At 44.2% G+C, this 20998-nt stretch carries 17 protein-coding genes, 2 tRNA genes and 1 pseudogene; 10 read left to right on the top strand and 10 right to left on the bottom strand.

The window, feature by feature from the left end; translation table 11 throughout:
* Positions 1 to 12 precede the first annotated feature (12 nt).
* Positions 13 to 771, top strand: a complete 759-nt coding sequence (hisF, locus tag J7649_RS11370; protein WP_004647284.1) for an imidazole glycerol phosphate synthase subunit HisF — start codon at positions 13 to 15, stop codon at positions 769 to 771.
* Between the two features lie 287 nt (positions 772 to 1058).
* Here hisF and J7649_RS11365 read toward each other — a convergent pair whose 3' ends face one another.
* A complete protein-coding gene (locus J7649_RS11365; RefSeq protein ID WP_219308119.1) occupies positions 1059 to 1715 on the bottom strand; it encodes a sterol desaturase family protein in 657 nt (218 codons plus the stop codon).
* Between the two features lie 108 nt (positions 1716 to 1823).
* Here J7649_RS11365 and J7649_RS11360 point away from each other — a divergent pair, with 108 nt between their 5' ends.
* Complete coding sequence (locus J7649_RS11360) at positions 1824 to 2834, top strand: AraC family transcriptional regulator (RefSeq protein ID WP_005105389.1); 1011 nt, start codon at positions 1824 to 1826, stop codon at positions 2832 to 2834.
* A gap of 276 nt (positions 2835 to 3110) precedes the next feature.
* Here the strand turns inward: J7649_RS11360 and J7649_RS11355 are convergent, their stop codons facing one another.
* Both J7649_RS11355 and J7649_RS11350 read right to left on the bottom strand, forming a co-directional pair.
* Positions 3111 to 3356, bottom strand: coding sequence for a hypothetical protein (locus J7649_RS11355; protein WP_005250397.1), 246 nt, complete (start codon positions 3354 to 3356; stop codon positions 3111 to 3113).
* Between the two features lie 79 nt (positions 3357 to 3435).
* Positions 3436 to 4518, bottom strand: coding sequence for a DNA/RNA non-specific endonuclease (locus J7649_RS11350; RefSeq protein WP_180180831.1), 1083 nt, complete (start codon positions 4516 to 4518; stop codon positions 3436 to 3438).
* Between the two features lie 264 nt (positions 4519 to 4782).
* Between J7649_RS11350 and J7649_RS11345 the strand changes: the two genes are divergently transcribed.
* Positions 4783 to 5436 (top strand): hypothetical protein, encoded by a 654-nt coding sequence (locus J7649_RS11345; protein ID WP_219308118.1) that lies wholly within the window; start codon positions 4783 to 4785, stop codon positions 5434 to 5436.
* Positions 5437 to 5512: 76 nt separating this feature from the next.
* On the opposite strand, the gene J7649_RS11340 is transcribed toward J7649_RS11345, so the two are convergent.
* The gene (locus tag J7649_RS11340; RefSeq protein ID WP_004729217.1) at positions 5513 to 7393 is read right to left on the bottom strand and encodes a potassium transporter Kup; all 1881 of its coding nucleotides are present in this window, start codon (positions 7391 to 7393) and stop codon (positions 5513 to 5515) included.
* 122 nt (positions 7394 to 7515) lie between these two features.
* Between J7649_RS11340 and J7649_RS11335 the strand changes: the two genes are divergently transcribed.
* The 3 genes from J7649_RS11335 to J7649_RS11325 all read left to right on the top strand — a co-directional run bounded on the left by J7649_RS11335 (position 7516) and on the right by J7649_RS11325 (position 8574).
* A tRNA-Ser gene (locus J7649_RS11335) sits at positions 7516 to 7606 on the top strand.
* Between the two features lie 460 nt (positions 7607 to 8066).
* Entirely contained in the window at positions 8067 to 8294 is a 228-nt protein-coding gene (locus J7649_RS11330) for a hypothetical protein (protein WP_004647282.1), read from the top strand.
* A gap of 204 nt (positions 8295 to 8498) precedes the next feature.
* Positions 8499 to 8574: transfer RNA gene (locus J7649_RS11325), tRNA-Thr, on the top strand.
* A 75-nt stretch (positions 8575 to 8649) separates the two neighbouring features.
* Here the strand turns inward: J7649_RS11325 and J7649_RS11320 are convergent.
* From J7649_RS11320 to J7649_RS11295, 6 genes are all read right to left on the bottom strand, one after another.
* A complete protein-coding gene (locus J7649_RS11320; RefSeq protein ID WP_219308107.1) occupies positions 8650 to 9498 on the bottom strand; it encodes an SAM-dependent methyltransferase in 849 nt (282 codons plus the stop codon).
* A gap of 3 nt (positions 9499 to 9501) precedes the next feature.
* Complete coding sequence (locus tag J7649_RS11315; protein WP_005250386.1) at positions 9502 to 10809, bottom strand: FAD-dependent oxidoreductase; 1308 nt, start codon at positions 10807 to 10809, stop codon at positions 9502 to 9504.
* Between the two features lie 621 nt (positions 10810 to 11430).
* Positions 11431 to 11994, bottom strand: coding sequence for an alkyl hydroperoxide reductase subunit C (gene ahpC, locus J7649_RS11310; protein WP_004278673.1), 564 nt, complete (start codon positions 11992 to 11994; stop codon positions 11431 to 11433).
* A gap of 311 nt (positions 11995 to 12305) precedes the next feature.
* On the bottom strand, positions 12306 to 12893 hold the full coding sequence (gene ssb / locus J7649_RS11305; protein ID WP_004281391.1) for a single-stranded DNA-binding protein: 588 nt from the start codon (positions 12891 to 12893) through the stop codon (positions 12306 to 12308).
* 51 nt (positions 12894 to 12944) lie between these two features.
* Positions 12945 to 14309: an MFS transporter gene (locus tag J7649_RS11300; RefSeq protein ID WP_219308105.1), complete on the bottom strand. Its 1365-nt coding sequence runs from the start codon at positions 14307 to 14309 to the stop codon at positions 12945 to 12947.
* 153 nt (positions 14310 to 14462) lie between these two features.
* On the bottom strand, positions 14463 to 15551 hold the full coding sequence (locus J7649_RS11295; RefSeq protein ID WP_004647275.1) for a DUF475 domain-containing protein: 1089 nt from the start codon (positions 15549 to 15551) through the stop codon (positions 14463 to 14465).
* 222 nt (positions 15552 to 15773) lie between these two features.
* Here J7649_RS11295 and tenA point away from each other — a divergent pair, with 222 nt between their 5' ends.
* From tenA to J7649_RS16990, 4 genes and pseudogenes are all read left to right on the top strand, one after another.
* Positions 15774 to 16445, top strand: coding sequence for a thiaminase II (gene tenA / locus J7649_RS11290; protein WP_219308102.1), 672 nt, complete (start codon positions 15774 to 15776; stop codon positions 16443 to 16445).
* Positions 16446 to 16667: 222 nt separating this feature from the next.
* A complete protein-coding gene (locus J7649_RS11285; RefSeq protein WP_004729209.1) occupies positions 16668 to 17036 on the top strand; it encodes a hypothetical protein in 369 nt (122 codons plus the stop codon).
* A 181-nt stretch (positions 17037 to 17217) separates the two neighbouring features.
* Positions 17218 to 20049, top strand: coding sequence for an excinuclease ABC subunit UvrA (uvrA, locus tag J7649_RS11280; protein ID WP_219308100.1), 2832 nt, complete (start codon positions 17218 to 17220; stop codon positions 20047 to 20049).
* Positions 20050 to 20137: 88 nt separating this feature from the next.
* Positions 20138 to 20983, top strand: a pseudogene (locus J7649_RS16990) (AbiJ-NTD4 domain-containing protein).
* The last annotated feature ends 15 nt before the right edge of the window (positions 20984 to 20998 follow it).

The following is a 20998-nucleotide window of genomic DNA, read 5'->3' as shown; positions in this document are numbered from 1 at the left end:
TTGGAAAAATTTATGCTAGCTAAACGTATTATTCCTTGTCTGGACGTGGATAATGGCCGCGTGGTCAAGGGTGTCCAGTTCCTTGATATTCGTGATGCGGGTGACCCGGTCGAAGTGGCGCGCCGTTATAATGAACAAGGTGCCGATGAAATTACTTTCCTTGATATTACCGCTACACATCATGGACGCGATACCACTTACCGCACAGTAGAACGCATGGCCGAATCGGTTTTTGTACCCCTGACTGTCGGTGGCGGTGTACGTAAAGTCGAAGATATCCGTCTATTACTCAATGCCGGTGCAGACAAAGTCAGCATCAACTCGGCTGCGATTTATAATCCTGAGTTTGTGCAGGAAGCATCTCAACGCTTTGGCGCTCAATGTATCGTTGTTGCAATTGATGCCAAAAAAACTGGCGACCACAAATGGGAAATTTTCACCCACGGCGGCCGTAAAGAAACCGGGATTGATGCGATTGAATGGGCTGTGAAAATGGCTGACTTCGGCGCAGGTGAATTACTGATTACTTCGATGGATGCCGATGGCACCAAAGCCGGTTACGACATTGCCCTGATGCGTGCCATTAATGACCGCGTCACAGTACCGACTATTGCTTCTGGCGGTGTGGGGAATTTACAGCATTTGGCGGACGGCATTATCCATGGTGGTGCCGATGCGGTACTGGCAGCTTCAATTTTCCATTTTGGCCAGCACACCATTCCGGAAGCCAAAGCCTATATGGCAGCCCAAGGCATTGAAATGCGCCTTTAAGCCGTTTTAGATGATGATTTGATTAAAGAGTGTTTTTAATAAACACTCTTTTTTTATGCCTTAAATAAAACAACACAGCAAATACGGGACAAAAAAAAGGAGTCTTTCGACTCCCTATGAAACCAAGATAAGACTACAGCACTTGGTATTCAAAATAACTCATTACACCCAGAAACATTATCAGTATGAGGCTTTGCTCACCGACAGGAGCAAATATAAGTGAAATCCACAGGACAATATTGACAATACAATCGTATTTTATTGACAAATCACGACAAAGCCCTGTTTTACTCCATAACCTGCGTATTTAACTGCTTCATTACCGTATTTTTTGCAGTATTTTTCGTCATCTTAGAGTAAGCATCGGCCGATTTAACTGGAAAATATTGTTCTGCCCAGCGGTTGAGTTTTTTCGAGATCGGTGCAGGCAAGCTCAGACCTAAAGGATTCTGTTCCTGCAAATCTGCCGAGGAAATCACACGGGTACCGAGCAGATAATCAAACCAGGGCTTGGTGACGCACCAGTTGGCATCCTGATTACTATTCATATGATGATCATAATGCCAGGGCAATTTCTTTTTGGCCCATTCCGGCTCCAGATGAGCCCGGCGATGTAAATAATAATAGTTGCCTGCACCATATAAGGCAGCCAGTGACATACCTTTGGAAAAAGGATAAAAACTGAGTCCAAAAACGGTCGCGACGACTGCCAGTGAGGCAATTTCATTGCGGGTACGCCAGTTGTCCAGTCCTTCTACATAGCCGAAATCGGAGAATTCTGTTTTGCGCACAACCCGGTGATGCTCCCAGTGTGAGCGCATACTCTCGGGTACTGGACTATAACGGCTCTGTCCCGGCCGGTGAACACCATGCAATACATATTTATGCGCAAACCATTCAAATCCATTTGCGACGACGAGCCCTGCCAGAAAACCTTTCCACATAATCTTTTACCTCTTGGTCTATTTTTAATATAGGCTAAATAAAAGACTAGATATTGACCAAAATATTCAATATGATTGACAAAATACGACAAAATAAAAGAATTAAAAATGCTGGTTCTAAAAAACTACGTAGGTTCAGTATACGGTGGTTTAGGACATTTACTTTTGGACTATTATCAGTTGAAACAGCTTGAAGTCCCTGAGAAATTATTGGCCATTCAAAATCTGGAACGCTTTGATTTCGCCCTATGGCGTGATCTGTTAACAACACTTGATCAACAGCTGCAACGACCAGCTTTAGGCCTGGAAATCGCCCAACTGGTTGAAGCTAAACACCTTGGTATTATTGGCTATCTGGCACTCTCAAGTGAGACCTTGGGTGAAGCCTTCATGCGCTATCATGATTATCATCGTCTGATTTATGATGGCGGCCTACTTCAGCTGCAATGGCAAGGCGATTATCTGTCGATTGGCTGGGTTGAAGTTCCGTTTCATCTGAATACCCAATTGACCGATGAAATCGCGATTGCGCTAATGACGGAATTCGTGAAAGCCAATGTGCAGAACCCGCACGGGGTTCAGTTATATGAAGTGCATTTCCAGCATGCAATGCCTAAAAATATTGCACTCTATGAGCAGTATTTCGGCTGTAAAGTCCGCTTTTCTCAAGCCAGAAATCAGGTATTGATGCATGTCAGTGAACTGTCCAGACCGCTGAAACAGGGCGACCAGAGCTTGCAGAAACTGCTGATGCAACAGGCCAAAGCATTGCTAGAAAAATTTCCGCACTCCACTCTCATTGATCAGCAACTGCAACAGGCAATTCTGATTGGCCTGCAAAAAAACCTGTTTCAGATCGAGCATATTGCCGAGCAGATGAATTTTTCCGTGCGTCAGTTACAACGCCATTTGCAGAAACAGGGCAAAACCTATCAGCAATGTATGCAGGAAATCCGCTGCATGATGGCGATGCAATATCTGAAAGATCCGCACTTGAGTTTGCAGGAAACTGCCATGTTACTCGGTTATTCTGAACAGAGTGCGTTTCAGCGCGCCTTTAAGCAATGGACTCAACTGACGCCGCAGCAGTGGCGCCAACAGAATATGTCAGCCGCTTAAACCACAAGCATGTTGGTTTGATAGATGGGCTTCAAGCAGCGTTGATAATTTAAATCCATTACCCCTATGACCTAATAATAAATATAAAAATAAGAATTTAAAATATGGATAAATATCTTGCCGAATTGCTCGGCACGTTCTGGCTAGTGTTTGGAGATATTGTGGGAGCAGAAAATTAGGCTTTTTAATAAAAACCCTCTAAAAAGCCAGGATTTCCAAATACCATTTTTCTGCATGTTTCACATGGAGCATGCAGATCATCGCGCTTAAAAATGCTTATAAAAATGGATTTTCAATTTCATCCAGGTCATCACGCTGAATTTTTTCTGGCAAATCCGGTGTATTTTCCAGTTGTTGCACCACATCATTCAAAAAAGCCTGCAAGGCTTTGGCCACTTTCAGTCCCTGCTGATCCTTGGTGATTTGCAAGTTGCCATACACGCTGACGCAGTCCAGATCATTTTCCAAAGTCAGATCATGAATGGCATGGGATTCGCTGCCATTTTCAAACGCTTTAAACATATCCTCTTCACCTGTCTTTGTTATTTTTCAATGAACGTCTGATGTCGATGCTACCCGAATCCTGGTTTTTTCAGCAAGCTTATTTCAACAGCTGCAAAATATATTGCAACAAGGCATCAATCAGCTGTTTTACGATGGCATCTTGTGTCGCGTTGTCTATCGCGCCACCAGTCGCTGAGGAGGTCGAACTGCCTGAACCGGAAGACTTAAACTCGCGTTGTAATGCCTGCAGGTTTTCTTCAGAAACCTCTTCGGCACACTGGCTTTCTGCATCCCAGTTGGAGTATTCAATTTTCTGGTTGGCTTTTACGGCATTTCCGGTCAGTGGTAGCTTATAGGTATTGCGCTTCTGCTCTTCGGTAAGCTGCGGAAACAGGTTAATTCCAAGCTGTTCTTCCAGATAGCAGACACTGACAATACGCACTTTCAGTGAATTGTCATTCGGTGCATAGTAAGCACCAATAGCACCGGTTTTCGGCATATAAACCGCCTTATAGACCGCGGTTGGCACGATCACGCCATTGCCAATGGTTTTCAGCTTCTTCCCAGCAAAGACCGGCCCGGTTACCACATAAACATCCTGTTTCTGCTTGGTCACAATGGCACGGGTGGCTTCTTCCAGCTCTCGCCAGACTTGCTGATTATTCTTGGGCGCTTGCGGCACCATATTGGCCAGTGAAAAACTGTCAGACTGCGCGGCCTTGTTAGGCATATCCGCATTCGGCGCCATATGACCGCGGTCATAACCTGAACCACGATAATCCGCCAATGTGGCACGATGCTTCGCACTGACCCGATCTTCTTCATGAAAATTATCTTCACGGGGAATTTTCTGGCTTAAGCGTGCTGGCGTTAAGGCTTCTGCAACCCAAAGTGGCGTTTTAGATACCCCGGAATAACCGACATTAAAGCCATTAAAACACAGCGAATAGCTGTCTTTTTTCAGGCTGTCTTTCATCAAATATGGCGGCACATCCCGATAAAACTGGTTCAGACAGGCAGAATCACTGGAAGAGGATAGTGACACCCACTGACTGATTTTTTCCTGACCAAAAGCGATGGCGAAGCTGCTCGAAGCCACCACGCCCAGAATGACTTTAATACTATTATCATTTAAAAACTGAAAAAAAGAGTTCTTGGATTTACGCTGCTTCTTGGCCATTCTTACACGTACTTTTTAGATCAATACAGATTTTGACCGAGCTTAACAAGCTGTATAAGTGAAGTATATCTTGGCTCTACCATTCGTTTACTAAATAAACAATAAGTATCCAAAATCCCGGGCAGTTGTAACAAACTGTCTAATTTTATTTCTTTTTAAATGAGGTTTCTCGGTGTTTGCGTAGCTTTGTTTGGCTCAGTAGATTGAGTGTGTAAAGCTAACGGCCTATCTCAATTCGTACAATTATTAGCAATGGTGTCAATCATGAATTCCAAACTCTCTAAAGCATTAGGTTTAGGATTATTCACAAGTGTGATCAGCGTAGCTGCATTTGCTGAGCCACCGGTTCAACCAGGTGAAACACTTGAAAGCTTGTCTAAAGCTAAAATTAGTACCAAGGTGAATGGTCAGGAAGCCTCTTTAGAAAGCTTGGTGAACTCTGGTCAAATCCGTCTGGTCGATCCGCGTGCAGCAGTACCGCAACCAACCATGCCAAACACACAAGCACCGATGCCCAATGATCCAACAATGACTCAGGCACCAAACTCAGGCACTGTTTCCCCTCAACCGCCTGTCACAGAACCAGGCATGAATGAATCAGAGGTGCCGGCCAATCTGGTTGAACCAGCCATGGAATCAGAAGTAGAAGCAAGCACGTCTATGACGATGCCTCAACAACCAGCATTGGAAGAACAACAAGCTGCAGTACCAGCAATGTCTGAAGAGCAACAGCAAGCAGCTATTGCCTCAGAACAACCGATGCCTGAAGCACAGCAACAAGCGGCTGCGACTGAAGCAGACGTCAGTAATGAACAAACTGAAATTGCGGCTCAATCTGATGCAGAGCCAGTGCTGATGGAAGAACCTTTGAATGCTGCACCTGAAATGCCAGCAGCTGCGGTAGAACTTGAGCAATAATCTGAAGCTCATTTATTATTTCTCCCATAAAAAAACCAGAGTGTGCCTCTGGTTTTTTTATGCTTTTTTATTTTATTTACATCTGAATCTGGGTGCCCAGCTCGACCACACGGTTGGGTGGAATCTGATAGAAATCACTGACCGGACTGGTATTGCGTTGCATAGAAATAAACAGCTTTTCCCGCCACGGTGCCATACCCTCACCCACAGTATGCATAATCCGTTCACGTGAAATAAAGAAACTGATCTGCATCAGGTCATATTCAAAATCCCATTGCTCATAGGCCTGCTGTAAAGCTTCCGGAATATTCGGCTGATCCTTAAAACCATAATAGATAAACACCCGGTAAAAATGTTCACTCAGTTTTTCCAATTCAATCCGCTCCTGCCTGTCAACAAAAGGAATATCCCGGGTAATCACTGTCAGCATGATATTGCGTTCGTGCAAGACCTTATTGTGCTTAATATTATGCAACATGGCATGCGGAACAATATTTGGTGTACCGGTCAGGAAAATGGCATCGCCTGGCACAAACTTGGTGCCTTCCCCCATCGAAATACTTTTAATAAACAGATCAATCGGCAAGGCATCCTGTTCCAGCCGGTTCAGTACCAACGCACGCCCATCTTTCCAGGTCATGAGAATCGTAAACAGTACCGCGCCAATCAGAATCGGCACCCAGCCACCCGAAGCAATTTTCAAGGACGTTGAGGCCACAAAGACTAAATCCAGTGCCAGGAATGGCACAGCAAATAAAGCTACTTTCCAGACCGGCCAACGCCAGAATCCATAAGCCAGAATCGAGATCAAAATGGTGCCACAGAGCATGGTCATGGTCACCGCAACGCCATAAGCACTCGCCAGATTGGCACTATTTTCAAACAGTAAAATCAGGATCAGCACCGAGATAAACAGCATCCAGTTAATGAAAGGCAGATAAATCTGGCCGCGTTCCAATGCAGAGGTATGCTTGACTGACAGGCGCGGTAAATAACGCAGTTGAATGGCCTGATTGACCATAGAAAATACGCCAGTAATGACCGCCTGTGAGGCAATCACCGCCGCCGCAGTCGCCAGTCCAATCATCGGGAACAAAGCCCAGTCTGGCAGCAGCATATAGAAAGGATTCGCCAGTGCTTCAGGACTACGCAGTAACAAGGCGCCTTGCCCGGCATAATTCAATAATAAACAGGGCAAGACAATAATGAACCAGGCCAGACGAATCGGCAGACGGCCAAAATGCCCCATATCGGCATAAATCGCTTCACCCCCAGTCATGGTCAGAATCACCGCCCCCATGGTCAGAAAAGCCACATAAGGCTGGTCAACTACAAAATGATAGGCCCAGTAGGGATTCACCATCCAGAGTACAAATGGGGTCTGGATAATGCTCCACAAACCAAAACCGCCAATGGACAAAAACCAGAGCATGGTTAAAGGCCCAAAAAATTTGCCCATCGTGGCTGTGCCGTGTCGCTGTACCATAAACAGTCCGGCCAGAATCCCTATCGATAAAGGCACCAACCACTGATTGAAAATGGGCGTGGCAATACTCAGGCCTTCAATGGCTGATAGCACGGAGATTGCTGGGGTAATAATCCCGTCACCGAAAAATAGCGATGCGCCGACAAAACCCAAAGCGATCAGGAATATTTTCTTTTGATCAGAGATTCGTGTGGTACGCAGGTTTAATGCCAGTAGTGACATGATCCCGCCTTCGCCGTTGTTATCGGCACGCATGATTACCATGACATATTTAAAGCTGATGGTAAGCATCATGCACCAGAAAATCAGGGACAGGATGCCGAGTACAGAAGCTTCGCTAATGGCGAGGTGTGCGGTGAGGAAGCATTGGCGCAGTGCATAGAGCGGACTGGTACCAATATCTCCGAAAACGACCCCAAGCGCAGCCAGTGTAATCACTGGGAGAGCTGCCTTTTGTGCAGTGCTTTGCATATATTGTCTTCGTTTTTTAACAAGCATTTTTGCGAATCATAGCACCGCATTAAAAGTTTTTCTGCAAATCAATTGTTTCAGCTTGGCACAGCTGGTTTTTTTCGCTATTATCCTCGGCCTATGGTGAGGTGTCCGAGTGGCTGAAGGAGCACGCCTGGAAAGTGTGTAAACGTTTATAGCGTTTCGAGGGTTCGAATCCCTCTCTCACCGCCAGAATTTAAAAACCCGAATCACATGATTCGGGTTTTTTTATATTTAATTTTATCCATCATCCCATCAGTAAAAAAAATTATCTGCTTAGATCTTAAAATATTATTATCTATCGCCTTAGGCAAAGGCATTGAATTAATACCAGTCCTCGTTCATAAAAATCTTTTGCAACACAACACTTACGCTCAATTCTATTTTTAAAAATCTTCATTTTTCATCAGCCAAAAAACTGATGAATTGTGCAGTTTCTGTACGCCATTCATTTCAGGTTTTTATTTATGTGTTCAAACAAAAAACTGGCACAGAAATAGCTTAATTTTATTGTCATCAAAGCTATGTTATGTTGCTTATAAATCAACTAAAAGGAGAATAAAAACCACAGGATAGAAAGAAATAACCAAGTGAACCGAGCCATTCAAATTTGAAGTTAAAAAATAGATACACTGCTATTCGGAGAGCGAACATGAATAACAGCGCAAACTATGCCAAACAGATTAAAAATGCAAAACGTGGCGGTTATACCCCAACTATTGCCAAGGACATCAATAAACATAAAATTCAAAAAGCCTTGAGACTCATCGAACAGTGGAGAAGCCTCGCTCAAGAACTCAAACCTCAAATGCAGTTTGATATGGCCTTTACTTTAGAGGAATGTGCACAAGAATTAGATCGCATCCTGAAAAACAGATAAACCTTATAACCGACTCATATCCAGAACCAATCCTGTGCTTTCACCCTCGCCCATATCTGCACATATGGGCCATTTCTTTGCACATAATCAAAAACAGAACTTTTCATCCATTCGGTCAAAATAAACAAATCCTGCCGAAACAGTTTAAACGGTTATTTTTTGGCTTGCGTGACCCAAAAAAATCTGTAAAATGCACTCCACCATGCCGGCATAGCTCAGTTGGTAGAGCAACTGACTTGTAATCAGTAGGTCCACAGTTCGAATCCGTGTGCCGGCACCATATCTTAGCCTCGCTTTTAGTGAGGCTTTGATGTTTCTGGGTTTTAGTATTTTGAGCTGAGTCTTCTTGCACTTTCTAGTGCTTCGATTGTGCCGTCACTTGCACATATCTCACAATCCCTTCCTGATATAATTTTCGGCATAGTTTCGCTGTCATCTGAATTTTAAAATGATCCAGTTTTGAACCTTGAGCCTGATCATCTGATGCTTTTGAATTCAAAGTTTTTTGCACATAATCCGCAAAGCCTGAAAATACCGGCTCGGACAGATCCTGAATCTGGATATTTTTAAATTCAAAACGATCCAGACAGGCATACAGTGCCCCCACTGTCATTAAATCTTTTAAATTCACATCAGCAGATTTCAATAAAAACTGATATTTACGCCGTTGTAAGGCATTTAAATTTTCCCAGCGCTCGGACAAAACCAGATGATGAAAACCAATCCGCGCATTTGAATTTAAAACACTACGGATCTGCTCCAAGAATAAAGGCACAGGACTGTGATAAGCCGCATCTAGGCATAGCACCACATCAAAACGCTGGGAAAATGGCAATTCTTTTAAACGCAAAAATGACGCCTGATAAATGGCATTCAGTTCTGGCAGATGTTGCTGAATATTAGCTACACAAGCAGCCTGCAGCTCAACCCCCGCCAGATATTGCACCTGATAGTGTTGTTGCCAGTACAGCAAACTTGCACCCTGACCGCAGCCTAAATCCAGCAGTTTATCTTTTGAATTTAAATTTACAGTTTGTGCAAGGTGATCGACCAGCATACAACAGGCAGCCGCATAATCCTGCTGACCTGCTTGCCAATACCCTAAATTGCTCCAGGGCAATTGCGCATGATCGCCCAACATAGCGGCATCGATTGCATACTTGTGCTGGGGAAGACGCTGACGCAGTGCCTGAAGCCATTGCATGGATTAATAACCCAGTTGCGGAGCAACCTCAACCACAGGTTTTAAACCCTGAAATGGTAAAGGCGCACCAAAGATTTCTGCAATCTTCATCGCTGAGGTCACTGCCGATTCCAGAATCGGCAAACCGTCACATGACCATGAACCGCAGAAGAAGACCTTACGGTTGGCATCCAGATGACGTTGCTGCAATTCCTTATTCAGTGCCACCGTATTAGCATCGACGACTGCACGTGTCAGCATTACCGATTTGATCACTTTCTTCGGATCAATGTCGGTTACCGGACGCCAGGTCTGAAACACGGCCGACTTGCCAACCAAAGAAGGTTCAATCGAGTTAAGCCACACGGTAAATTGCTGACGAGTAAATTTACGGTCCATCATATAGCTGAGTACGGCCCAGTCTTTACGTTTTGGCGGCATTACGCTGGCATCGGTATGAATCACCAGTTCGCCTTGTTCGAATTTGAATTTCTTCAATAATTCAATTTCACTGGCGAATTGTACCGGATCCAGGAACTCCTCAATTTTGGTGGTCGGTGTCGCGACAATCACCCGGTCAAACAGTTTTGAATAACCGGCCGCATTTTCAACTTTGACCTGATCGCCCTGCTCTTGTACCAGTGTAATTGCTGAACCGTCTTCAATTTGAATGCCTTCAATCAGCTTATCGACCAACGCTGGTGTACCGCCTTGCAGACGCAGTAACGCATCGCCATCGGTTAATTGACGCAGAAAAATTAACAACGGTTTAGCTGGCCATTCACCAATGGTTTTCGGATTGCAGGTACAGATGGTATATAGCACCGGCATCACCGCACCGTGCCAGAACACTTCTTCAATCTCGTTACGATTGATAAATTCTGCCAGGCTGATGTCCTGATTTTTCGATTTAAAGAATTTGGTCAATGCAACTTTTAACTGCAACAGGCCTTTGACCAGACGCCAGCCATATTGTTGCAGGCCTTTCCGGTTATTGATGATCGGGATATTGCCAATTCGGCTACGCGATGTGGTCAGCCAGGTTTCAGTTTTATCTTCAAATAACCAGCTGCAGGCCATATAGGTCCGCACCGGATAAGTTTTAATGCCCAGATGTGTGGCTAGACTCAGGGTGTTTTTCCACAGATAGGGGTTCATCACACGTAAAGGTGCGTCAATCAGGCCCCCTTCAAATTCAAGGCTATGACTGTCCATGCCGCGACCTGGAAGTGCTTCAAAAATCGTGATGTGATGCCCTGCGTCCTGGAGAATTCTGGCTGTAGCCAGTCCGGCCATGCCACTACCAATTACTGCGATATCCAAACTGATCATCCGTCATTGAAAAACTACAGAAATTATGTACCATGCGCCAATCAAACAGGTTATTAAAATCTTCCAGAATATATGTTTTTCGTAAAGGCCTTTTTGTTCAATTTCACCTGCTTTTTATTCATTTTTCTGCCTTAGTTAAAATTCCATCAAATCTAAGATTTTATTCATATTTTTATCTAAAAACTTGAAAATTCGCTTTAAAAACAAATAATTTAATTAACCATTTTTATAATCCTTGGTTGACAAATACTTTTTAAATACCTATGATTCGCAGCATAAGAAAACCATAAATTCATCCGGTTCCATTCAGATGCGTTTATGCGAAAATTGTTTAAAACGACAAGAAACTACAGCGCCTTATAAAATAAAAGCCTCTGCGAAAGCAGAGGCTTCTTTGTTTTCAGGCCTAGTCAATCATGCAGCAGGGTATTGCGCTTACTTGATTGCCTCGCATAAGCCGCTTAAAAAGCATAGAGTGCAATTCCTCAATCCTCATGTTGTTCTCAAATAGAAATCAAATGGCATGATGTTTTTGTCTAGAATTCATAAATCTCTAAACTAAAAAAATAAAAAATCCAGCAACTTGTGCTGGATTTTTTGCTTCAAAGAACTAGGTTTGAATTAGATTTTACCCACCAGGTCGATTGATGGAGCAAGTGTTGCTTCACCTTCTTTCCATTTTGCCGGACAAACTTCACCTGGGTGCGCATGTACATATTGTGCAGCTTTCACTTTACGCAGAAGCTCTTGTGCATCACGGCCGATACCACCCGCGTTGATTTCAATGATCTGGATTTTACCTTCTGGATCAATCACGAAAGTACCACGATCTGCCAAACCCTCAGCTTCAATCAGTACTTCGAAGTTTTTAGACAAAGTCCAGGTTGGATCACCAATCAATGGATACTGGATTTTACCAATCACGTCAGAGGTATCATGCCAAGCTTTATGGGTGAAATGAGTATCGGTAGACACGCCATAGATTTCTACACCCATTTTCTGGAATTCAGCATACTGATCAGCAAGATCGCCTAATTCAGTTGGACAAACAAAGGTGAAATCTGCAGGATAGAAAAACACCACTGACCATTTACCTTTCAGGTCTTGCTCAGAAACTTCGATGAACTGACCATTGTGGTAAGCAGTTGCATTGAATGGTTTGATTTCAGTATTGATTAAACTCATGAGATATTTCCTCTGGCTTATTTCTGGGATTGCTTATCTTGTGAAGCTAGAATACGAAAAATTTTAAAATAGGTAAAACCGCAAGTTTTTATAAAAATGATCGCTTTTTTAGATCATAAATTTCTATCAGTATTTATTATCTTATTTATTTTCTCGATGCAGAGTTGTGCTGATCAAAAGCAAGATAATGCTTTAACACTTATGATTCTTCTAATAAGTCGGGCTTTATGCAAACTCAATACCAATCTTCAAGACATAAAAAACCCACCGCATTCAGGTGGGTTTTAATGATGATCTACCGTTCTAATAGATCAAAATGGAAGGTCATCATCTAGATCTGCTGCAGGTGCTGCTGTTGGAGCAGGTGCAGATTTTGGCGCAAAACCACTCGGGTTATTGTTGCCATAACCGCCGCCCTGGTTGTTGTTAAAACCGCCTTGCTGTGGTGCTGAACCATAACCTGATTGCGGGTTATTGCCATAACCGCCTTGGTTGTTGTTCGCCTGATTATTGTTATTAAAGCGTGGCTGGTTAAAGCTGCTCTCGCCCTGATCATTTTGAGGACGGCTAGAGTCTAGCATCTGCATTTGTTCACCACGAATTTCCGTCGTATAGCGTTCCTGACCATTCTGGTCAGTCCACTGACGGGTACGTAATGAACCTTCAATATATACTTTTGAACCTTTACGAAGATATTGCTGCGCAATTTCACCTAAACGGTTATGCAACACGATACGGTGCCATTCCGTTTGTTCTTTACGTTCACCGGTACTTTTATCTGTCCACGAATCGCTGGTTGCGATCGAAAATTGAGTGAGAGAGCCACCATTTGCAAAAGTTTTGGTTTCCGGATCTTTACCCAAAGTACCCACTAAAATAACTTTATTTACACCACGCATTTGCCGTTTACTTCCTATATATTTCTGTATTTTACTTTATAAGAGTTATGCTTAAATGGCTACCTCTTTACCCAACAAGTGCGTTAATTGTTGTCGCGAAGCATCATCAATCTGCTGTTTATCGACTTTTACATAGGCAACTTGCTGTTCAGACATCACCACGACCTCTTCAATACCACGAATCGCCAAAAGCTGAGAAGTCCATTCGTCAGTTTGTCTGCTTTCCGGCAAACGCAACACCAGTGATGACAGATAGCGTGGCTGAGCCAGGCCAAAACTCATCAGCAGCCAGATTATCGCGATCCCTGTCAGGATACTCCAGCCCATCGAGGTATTGTTCATCAGTAATAATTGTCCGCCAATCATACCGCCAAAGAAAGCACCTAAAAACTGGCTGCTGGCATTTACGCCCATCGCGGTGGCTTTGGACTGGATCGGTGCCGCTTTCGACAACCAAGACGGCAACAGAGCCTCCATGACATTAAAGGCAATGAAGAACAGCCCTAGGCCAATCAGCAAGACATATTTTGATTCAAAACCAAATGCCATCACTATCAAACCCAGAATAATACCGGTAATGGCCACCAGAAAAATTGCGCGCATTTTGTGGTATTTTTCTGCCAGGATAATACTTGGAAAGGCAAAAAACAGGCTCAGTACCAACAGCGGCAAATATACCCAGCCATGACTGGAAAGTGGCAGATCCGCAAATTCGATCAGCTGTGAAGGCACATAGATAAACATGGCGGTGAGCAATAAATGCAGGGTAAAAACCGACACATGCAGACGGTTCAGATCACCGATTTTGAGTACCTGTTTCAATTGTGTCAGATAGCCCTGCTGAAAGTTTTTATGATGTCGCGTGACTTTCGGCACCATCAGCAGCATGGCAATCGCCGCCAGGCCCATCACCGTGGTGACCCAGAACAACCCAGAGATACCCACCAGACCTGTCAGCCAGGGCCCCAGACTAAAGGCCACCACAAAAGACAGGCCGATACTCATGCCCATCATCGCCATGGCTTTCATGCGGTTTTCTTCACGGGTGACATCTGCCAGCAACGCCATCACCACAGCAGATACTGCACCACCACCGGCGATTGCTCGGCCGATAATCACGCCATAAATGGTGTCCGACATGGCCGCAATTGCACCGCCCAGCGCAAATAGTAGCAGCCCTAAAACCACCAGTGGCTTACGGCTGTAACGGTCGGCAATCAGGCTGAATGGAATCTGCAATAAAGCCTGGGTCAGACCATAGACCCCGACCGCCAAACCGATCAGTGCAGGTGTTGCATATTGATATGCCTGCCCTGCCACAGAAAACACCGGGATAATCATAAACAACCCCAGCATGCGCAGTGCAAAAATACTGCTCAGGGCAAAGGTTGAACGACGTTCTAAAGCATTCATCATAAATTATGGCGATTGGGTTAATTAATCTGGAGCCCAGATTATAGGACATTCAGCTCATTAATAAGACATGAATTTTATTTGAAATAAAGATGATGCCAATCTAAAAACAAAAAAGCGCAGCCGGAGCTACGCTTTTTATTCAGGAACAGCGCTTTATTTGTCTAAAGCCGCCTGACGCTTTTTGTATTGAATCGAGGCAAATACTGCCCAGACAATAAAGGCTACACCGATCAGACCGGTTACCACTTCTGGCACATGCAGACCGGTTCCGCTGGCAATCATAATGAAAGCCAGTGCACCGATGGCATAATGCGCACCATGTTCCAGGTAGATATAAGCATCCAATGTGCCCTGTTCAACCAGATAGATGGTCATTGAACGGACAAAGATCGCACCAATTGCCAGACCGAGCATGATGATGACCACGTCTGAGGTAATCGCAAAAGCACCGATTACGCCATCAAAACTGAACGAGGCATCCAGGACTTCTAGATAGAGGAAACCACCAATACCGGCTTTCACTACACCGGTCGGTACGCCATTTTCATCATGACGAATCGCATTGCCTTCTTCATCGACTTCCGGTTCACCACCGAGCATATGGCTCAGAACCTGCACCCCGATATAAATTACGATGCCCCAGATCCCCGCCATAGTCACTGCCAGACGCTTAGCTTCATCGACATTGGCTGCCATGATTAACAAGGCTACCAGTGCGATAAACACCGACATCGCCGGTACATTGGCCAGATTGGACAGACGGCGTTCCACCCGTCTGAACCAATGCGTGTCTTTTTCTTCATCCAGGAAGAAGTTCAGGAATACCATCAACAGGAAAGCACCACCAAAAGCAGCAATTTCAGGATGATGTGCCATTAAACGTGCTGAATATTCTTTCGGATCATTCAGGGCCAGACGTACTACTTCCATAAAGCCCAGGTCTGCAGTCACTGCAACAATGACCACTGGGAAGATCAAACGCATCCCGAAGACTGCAATCAGAATACCGACTGTCAGGAACAGCATTTTCCAGAAATGATCCCAACCCCGTAGGACTGAGGCATTGACAACCGCGTTATCAAAGGACAACGACACTTCCATAATCGCCAGAATAGCGGTAATGGTCAGCGCTGTGAGCATGGTTTGCAGACCTGCGTCAGGACCATGGGTATAACCCCAATATGCAGACAAACCAAGACACACGATCGAAAATGCAATCGAGAAACCAAAATGTTTCAACATACACAACGACCTTGGATAAATTAAATAAATGTATGGCTGCGAAAGAGCAGCAATACGAATAGGAAAAGTTAAGCTAATTATGAAACTTTTAGCGCATAAACCAAAGCACTTCCTGAGCCGTTTTATCTTATTTTCTGTTTTTAAAATTTGCCGATCTTTTAAACAGCCCGATCTTTGCTATAGTGCCGCATGGTTTAACTTGAACTGCGAAGGATTTTCAGCATGAGTTTTTCACAAGAGGTATGGCAACGTAATCTCGGACTTTATCAGAAGACCCTGGCCCTGCCCTTTAATCAGCAACTGGCGCAAGGTACTTTAAGCCGTGAAGCCTTTAGTCATTATGTGATTCAGGATGCGCATTATTTACTGGCCTATGGCCGTGCACTGGCCGTGTGTGCCGCCAAAGCTTTTGAAGCGGACGATGTAATCCAGTTTGCCGAGGCAGCCAAAATTGCGATTGTGGTGGAACGTAGCCTGCATGATGGCTTTATGCAAGATTTTGGCATTAGCAAAGAGCAATTTGAGCAGACACCGTTGACGCTGGCATGTCATCACTATACTTCTTATCTGACTTCGACCGCCTGGTCAGAAAGCTACCCGGTGGTGCTAGCCTCGTTGCTGCCTTGTTTCTGGATTTATGCCGAAGTTGGTAAAGATATTGTCGACAACTCTGCGCCGAATAATCCGTATCAGGCTTGGGTGGATACCTATTCACGAGAAGAATTCCACACTGCGGTGCGGAATGTGATTGCGACCGTTGACCGTGTTGCGGCGCGTGTTGATGCCGATACACTAGAAAAAATGCATGCAGCTTATACGCATGCGGCCCGTCTGGAATGGTTGTTCTGGGACAGTGCCTTTGAGCAACGCCAGTGGCCTGGTCTGGATGAATAAGACGGACGAATAAAAAAAGCCCTGTTTAAGATAGGGCTTTTTGGTTATAGCTGATCAAAAAATTTCTACTGTCATAAACCGATCATAAAAACGGCTTAGTCTGAAAAAAACAAGGATAGAACTGGCCGGTACGCTAGACCTAGCTATAAGCCCCAAATTGCCGAACAATAATTGAGAATAATTATCAATTAATAAAATCAATCCCGGAAAGAGGCAGATGATATGCACACTTTAGGCACCGAAGCGATTCGGGCATTTTTTACCCTGCAATGTTGCTGGCTCAATAATGAAGAAATCTATTTGGAACAAGGCTGTCCAGATTGTAGCTCGGCAGCGACTTATCTGATTTACCATACCAACACGCATATCCAGAAACATCTGCTGAAATTTATTGAAAAGTATCGCTGTCATCAGGCGCGACGTAACGATTTGCTCGACCTGGATTTTTTCCAAAAAGACTATGAGGACTTTCTGCACATTCTGGAAAATGAAGTCAATTTTTATGCACGTCTGCATCATGATGTGTCACGTGAACGCTGCTTTGAAGAGATCGAGTCTATCTTTGAACGCCATTATGCAATGGCTTATTAGGTATTGGCCTTGTACATGATCATTGTGAATATTTAGGCAATCGACTACTGCGTTTGTTAATGTTGTGATGAATTGACCAATCACCGACATAACTTGACGTTTAAAATACTTTTATTTGCACTTGAACATTTTTCATCCGGTATCATATAAGGGTTTTTGATGAATATTCTAGGATCCTTGCATGAGCCAAAGCCACATCCGTATTCGAGGCGCACGTACCCATAACCTGAAAAATGTGAACCTTGATATACCACGCGACAAGTTTGTGGTGATTACGGGACTGTCTGGTTCAGGAAAGTCCTCGCTTGCCTTTGATACCTTATATGCCGAAGGTCAGCGCCGTTATGTGGAATCGCTGTCTGCCTATGCCCGCCAGTTCCTCTCCCAGATGGAAAAACCGGAAGTGGATTCTATTGAAGGCTTGAGTCCAGCGATTGCCATCGAACAGAAATCTACCAGTCATAACCCGCGTTCGACCGTGGGTACCATTACCGAAATTTATGACTATTTACGCCTGCTGTATGCGCGTGTCGGTACACCGTTCTGTCCTGAACATGATCTGCCGATGGTGGCACAAACGGTTACTGAAATGGTCGATGCAGTCAAAGCATTAGAAGAAGGCACTGCACTGTTATTGTTAGCACCAGTCGTGCGCGAACGTAAGGGCGAATATACGGCACTGTTTGAACAGCTACAAAGCCAGGGTTTCGTCCGTGCCCGTGTGGATGGCGAGATCATGGAAATTGATCCACCACCAGAACTGGACAAAAAGAAAAAACATACCATTGAAGTCGTAGTTGACCGCTTTAAAGTACGTGATGATCTGGGCAACCGCATTGCAGAAAGTTTTGAAACCGCGCTGCGTCTTGGTGGCGATATCGCCATTTTGTCCTGGATGAAGGGCGAGCATAACGATCGCGTGTTTTCTGCCAAGCATTCCTGCCCGGAATGTGACCGTGCTGTGGCTGAACTGGAACCGCGTTTATTTTCGTTCAACAATCCCTTTGGCGCTTGTCCGGTCTGTGATGGTTTGGGAACCCGTAGCCATTTCAGTGCCGACAAACTGATTCCCAATCCTGAAGTCAGCGTTAGCCAAGGGGCCATTCGTGGCTGGGATCGTCAGCGTCCATATTATTACAGCATGATCCAGAAAGTCGCCGAGCATTTCGGTTTTTCTCTGGAAACGCCATGGAATGAACTGGAGGCCGATACCAAGAAAAAATTTCTGTATGGCACCGGCAAAGAAAAAATTGATCTAAGTTATATCGATGAGCGTGGCCGTCGCCATAATCGGGTGATTCCGTTTGAAGGAATCTTGCCGCATCTGGAACGCCGTTATCGTGAAACTGAAAGCAATTATGTGCGTGATGATCTGGCTCAATATCTGTCCAATGCTGCCTGTGATGCCTGTGATGGTTCACGTCTAAATGAAATTTCGCGTAATGTGAAAATTCTGGACAAGACTATTGCTGACATTACCCGCATGTCGATCGGCGATGCTGAAAGCTATTATCAGGGCATTCATCTGGAAGGTGCGCGGGGTGAAATCGCGGACAAGATTTTCAAGGAAATCCGTGAACGTCTGCACTTTCTGGTTTCGGTCGGCCTGAATTATCTCAGCCTGTCCCGTTCTGCCGAAACTTTGTCTGGTGGTGAAGCACAGCGAATTCGTCTGGCCTCACAGATCGGTGCCGGTTTGATGGGCGTCATGTATGTGCTGGATGAGCCATCAATTGGTCTGCATCAGCGTGATAACGACCGTCTGTTACAGACCTTGATCCGTCTGCGTGACCTAGGCAATACCGTGCTGGTGGTCGAGCATGATGAAGATGCGATTCGTGCCGCCGATCATATTATTGATATCGGTCCGGGTGCCGGTGTGCATGGTGGGCATGTGATTGCCGAAGGAACGTATGATGAAATTCTGGCCAATCCGGACTCGCTGACCGGAAAATATTTATCCGGAAAATTAAAAATTGAAGTGCCGAAAAAACGGATTCAACCGCCTAAGCCTAAAGAACAGATCAAGCTAATGGGAGCATCCGGGCATAACCTGAAAAAAGTCGATCTGACCATTCCTTTAGGTATTATGACCTGTGTTACCGGGGTGTCCGGTTCAGGTAAATCGACCTTGATTAACCGGACTTTGTTACCTTTGGCGGCGACCCAGCTCAATGGTGCCACCACTTTAACTTCGGAAAAGTTTGAATCGATTGATGGTTTACAGTTTCTCGACAAAGTGGTGGATATTGACCAGAGTCCGATTGGACGTACCCCGCGTTCCAATCCGGCGACTTATACCGGCCTATTTACCCCGATTCGTGAACTGTTTTCACAGACGCAAGAAGCCAAGGCACGCGGTTATGCTGCCGGTCGTTTCTCGTTTAACGTGAAAGGTGGCCGCTGTGAAGCCTGTGAAGGTGACGGCATGATCAAGGTAGCGATGCACTTCCTACCGGATATGTATGTGCCATGTGATGCCTGTCATGGCAAACGCTATAATCGTGAAACGCTGGAAGTGAACTATAAGGGCAAGAATATTTCCGATGTCTTGCAGATGACTGTTGAAGATGCGATGCATTTTTTTGATGCCATTCCGGTGATTCACCGCCGTCTAGAAACATTGCATCAGGTCGGTTTGGGTTATATTCGTCTGGGTCAGTCTGCGACCACGCTTTCTGGTGGTGAAGCGCAGCGGGTCAAACTGGCGCGTGAGCTGGCCAAACGCGATACTGGTCAAACCCTGTATATTCTGGATGAACCGACCACAGGTCTGCATTTTCATGATATTGCCAAACTGTTGGATATCCTGCATCAGCTTCGTGACAAGGGCAATACCATTGTAGTGATTGAGCATAATCTGGACGTAATTAAAACTGCCGACTGGGTGGTGGATTTAGGCCCTGAAGGTGGTTCGGGTGGTGGTATGATTGTTGCGGAAGGTACGCCTGAACAGGTCGTGAAAGTCAAAGCTTCACATACGGGTAAATTCTTGAAGCCGTTGTTGAAATAAAAATCTCCTCCTAGCCTCCTCTTTGATAAAGAGGAGGAATTCCCTCCTTTCGCAAAGGAGGGTTAGGGTGGATTAAAAAAATAAATCTATTCTTAAATTTGTTGGGGAAACAAAATGCGCTTTTCAGAAAGAATCAATTAATAAAAACTTAAAAAATTCGTTATGGAATACAATTAGCGAATGTATTTTTAATAAATATTCTCGCCCTTATCGTGCTCGAGCTAATCTTATTTCTGGCAGTAATCTAGAGTCATTTTTCAAATTACTATTTCATAGCCACTTCAAAAAAAGAATTGACCAAATCCCATATTCAATAGAATCTACTATTACTGAAATTGACACTTTATTTTTTGAAACATACAAATGGTATGAAATTTACGACTTTATTAAAGCATTTTTGGATTATTTTCCTTTCGATCTCGATGAGAAAGAAATTTTTACTACTTTAATAAATTCTTGTTTAGAAATTGAAAATTCTGTGTATAGAATAATTAATTATAGAGTTACAGAAATAACATCTTAACAAGAAATCTAATCCATAGAAAATGCTTTAGAACAAGCCAATTCTTATTTAGGTGTGCAACAACATCTTAATCAAGCCTTAAAACTGATGTCTGATCGTCAAAATCCTGATTATCGAAATTCAATTAAAGAATCTGTTTCGGCATTAGAAGGTATGTGTCAAAAAATATTAAAGAAAGACAAAGTAACTTTAGGTGATGCAATTGGTCAAATTGAAAAACAATATCCAATACATCCTGCATTAAAAGCTAGTATTAAATCTTTATATGGGTATACATCAGATGCAGATGGTATTCGCCATGCAATGTTAGACGAATCAAATCTTTCTTATATCGATGCCAAATTTATGCTTGTTGCCTGCACAAATTTTATTAACTATCTCATAGACAAAACCAAAGATTATCAAAATTAGATCACATGACTAGCG

The sequence above is a fragment of the Acinetobacter lwoffii genome, from assembly GCF_019343495.1.
GTDB classification, from domain to species: domain Bacteria; phylum Pseudomonadota; class Gammaproteobacteria; order Pseudomonadales; family Moraxellaceae; genus Acinetobacter; species Acinetobacter lwoffii_P.
The sequence above is the reverse complement of the archived record's forward strand: the minus strand, read 5'-3'. Positions and strand labels throughout refer to the sequence as shown.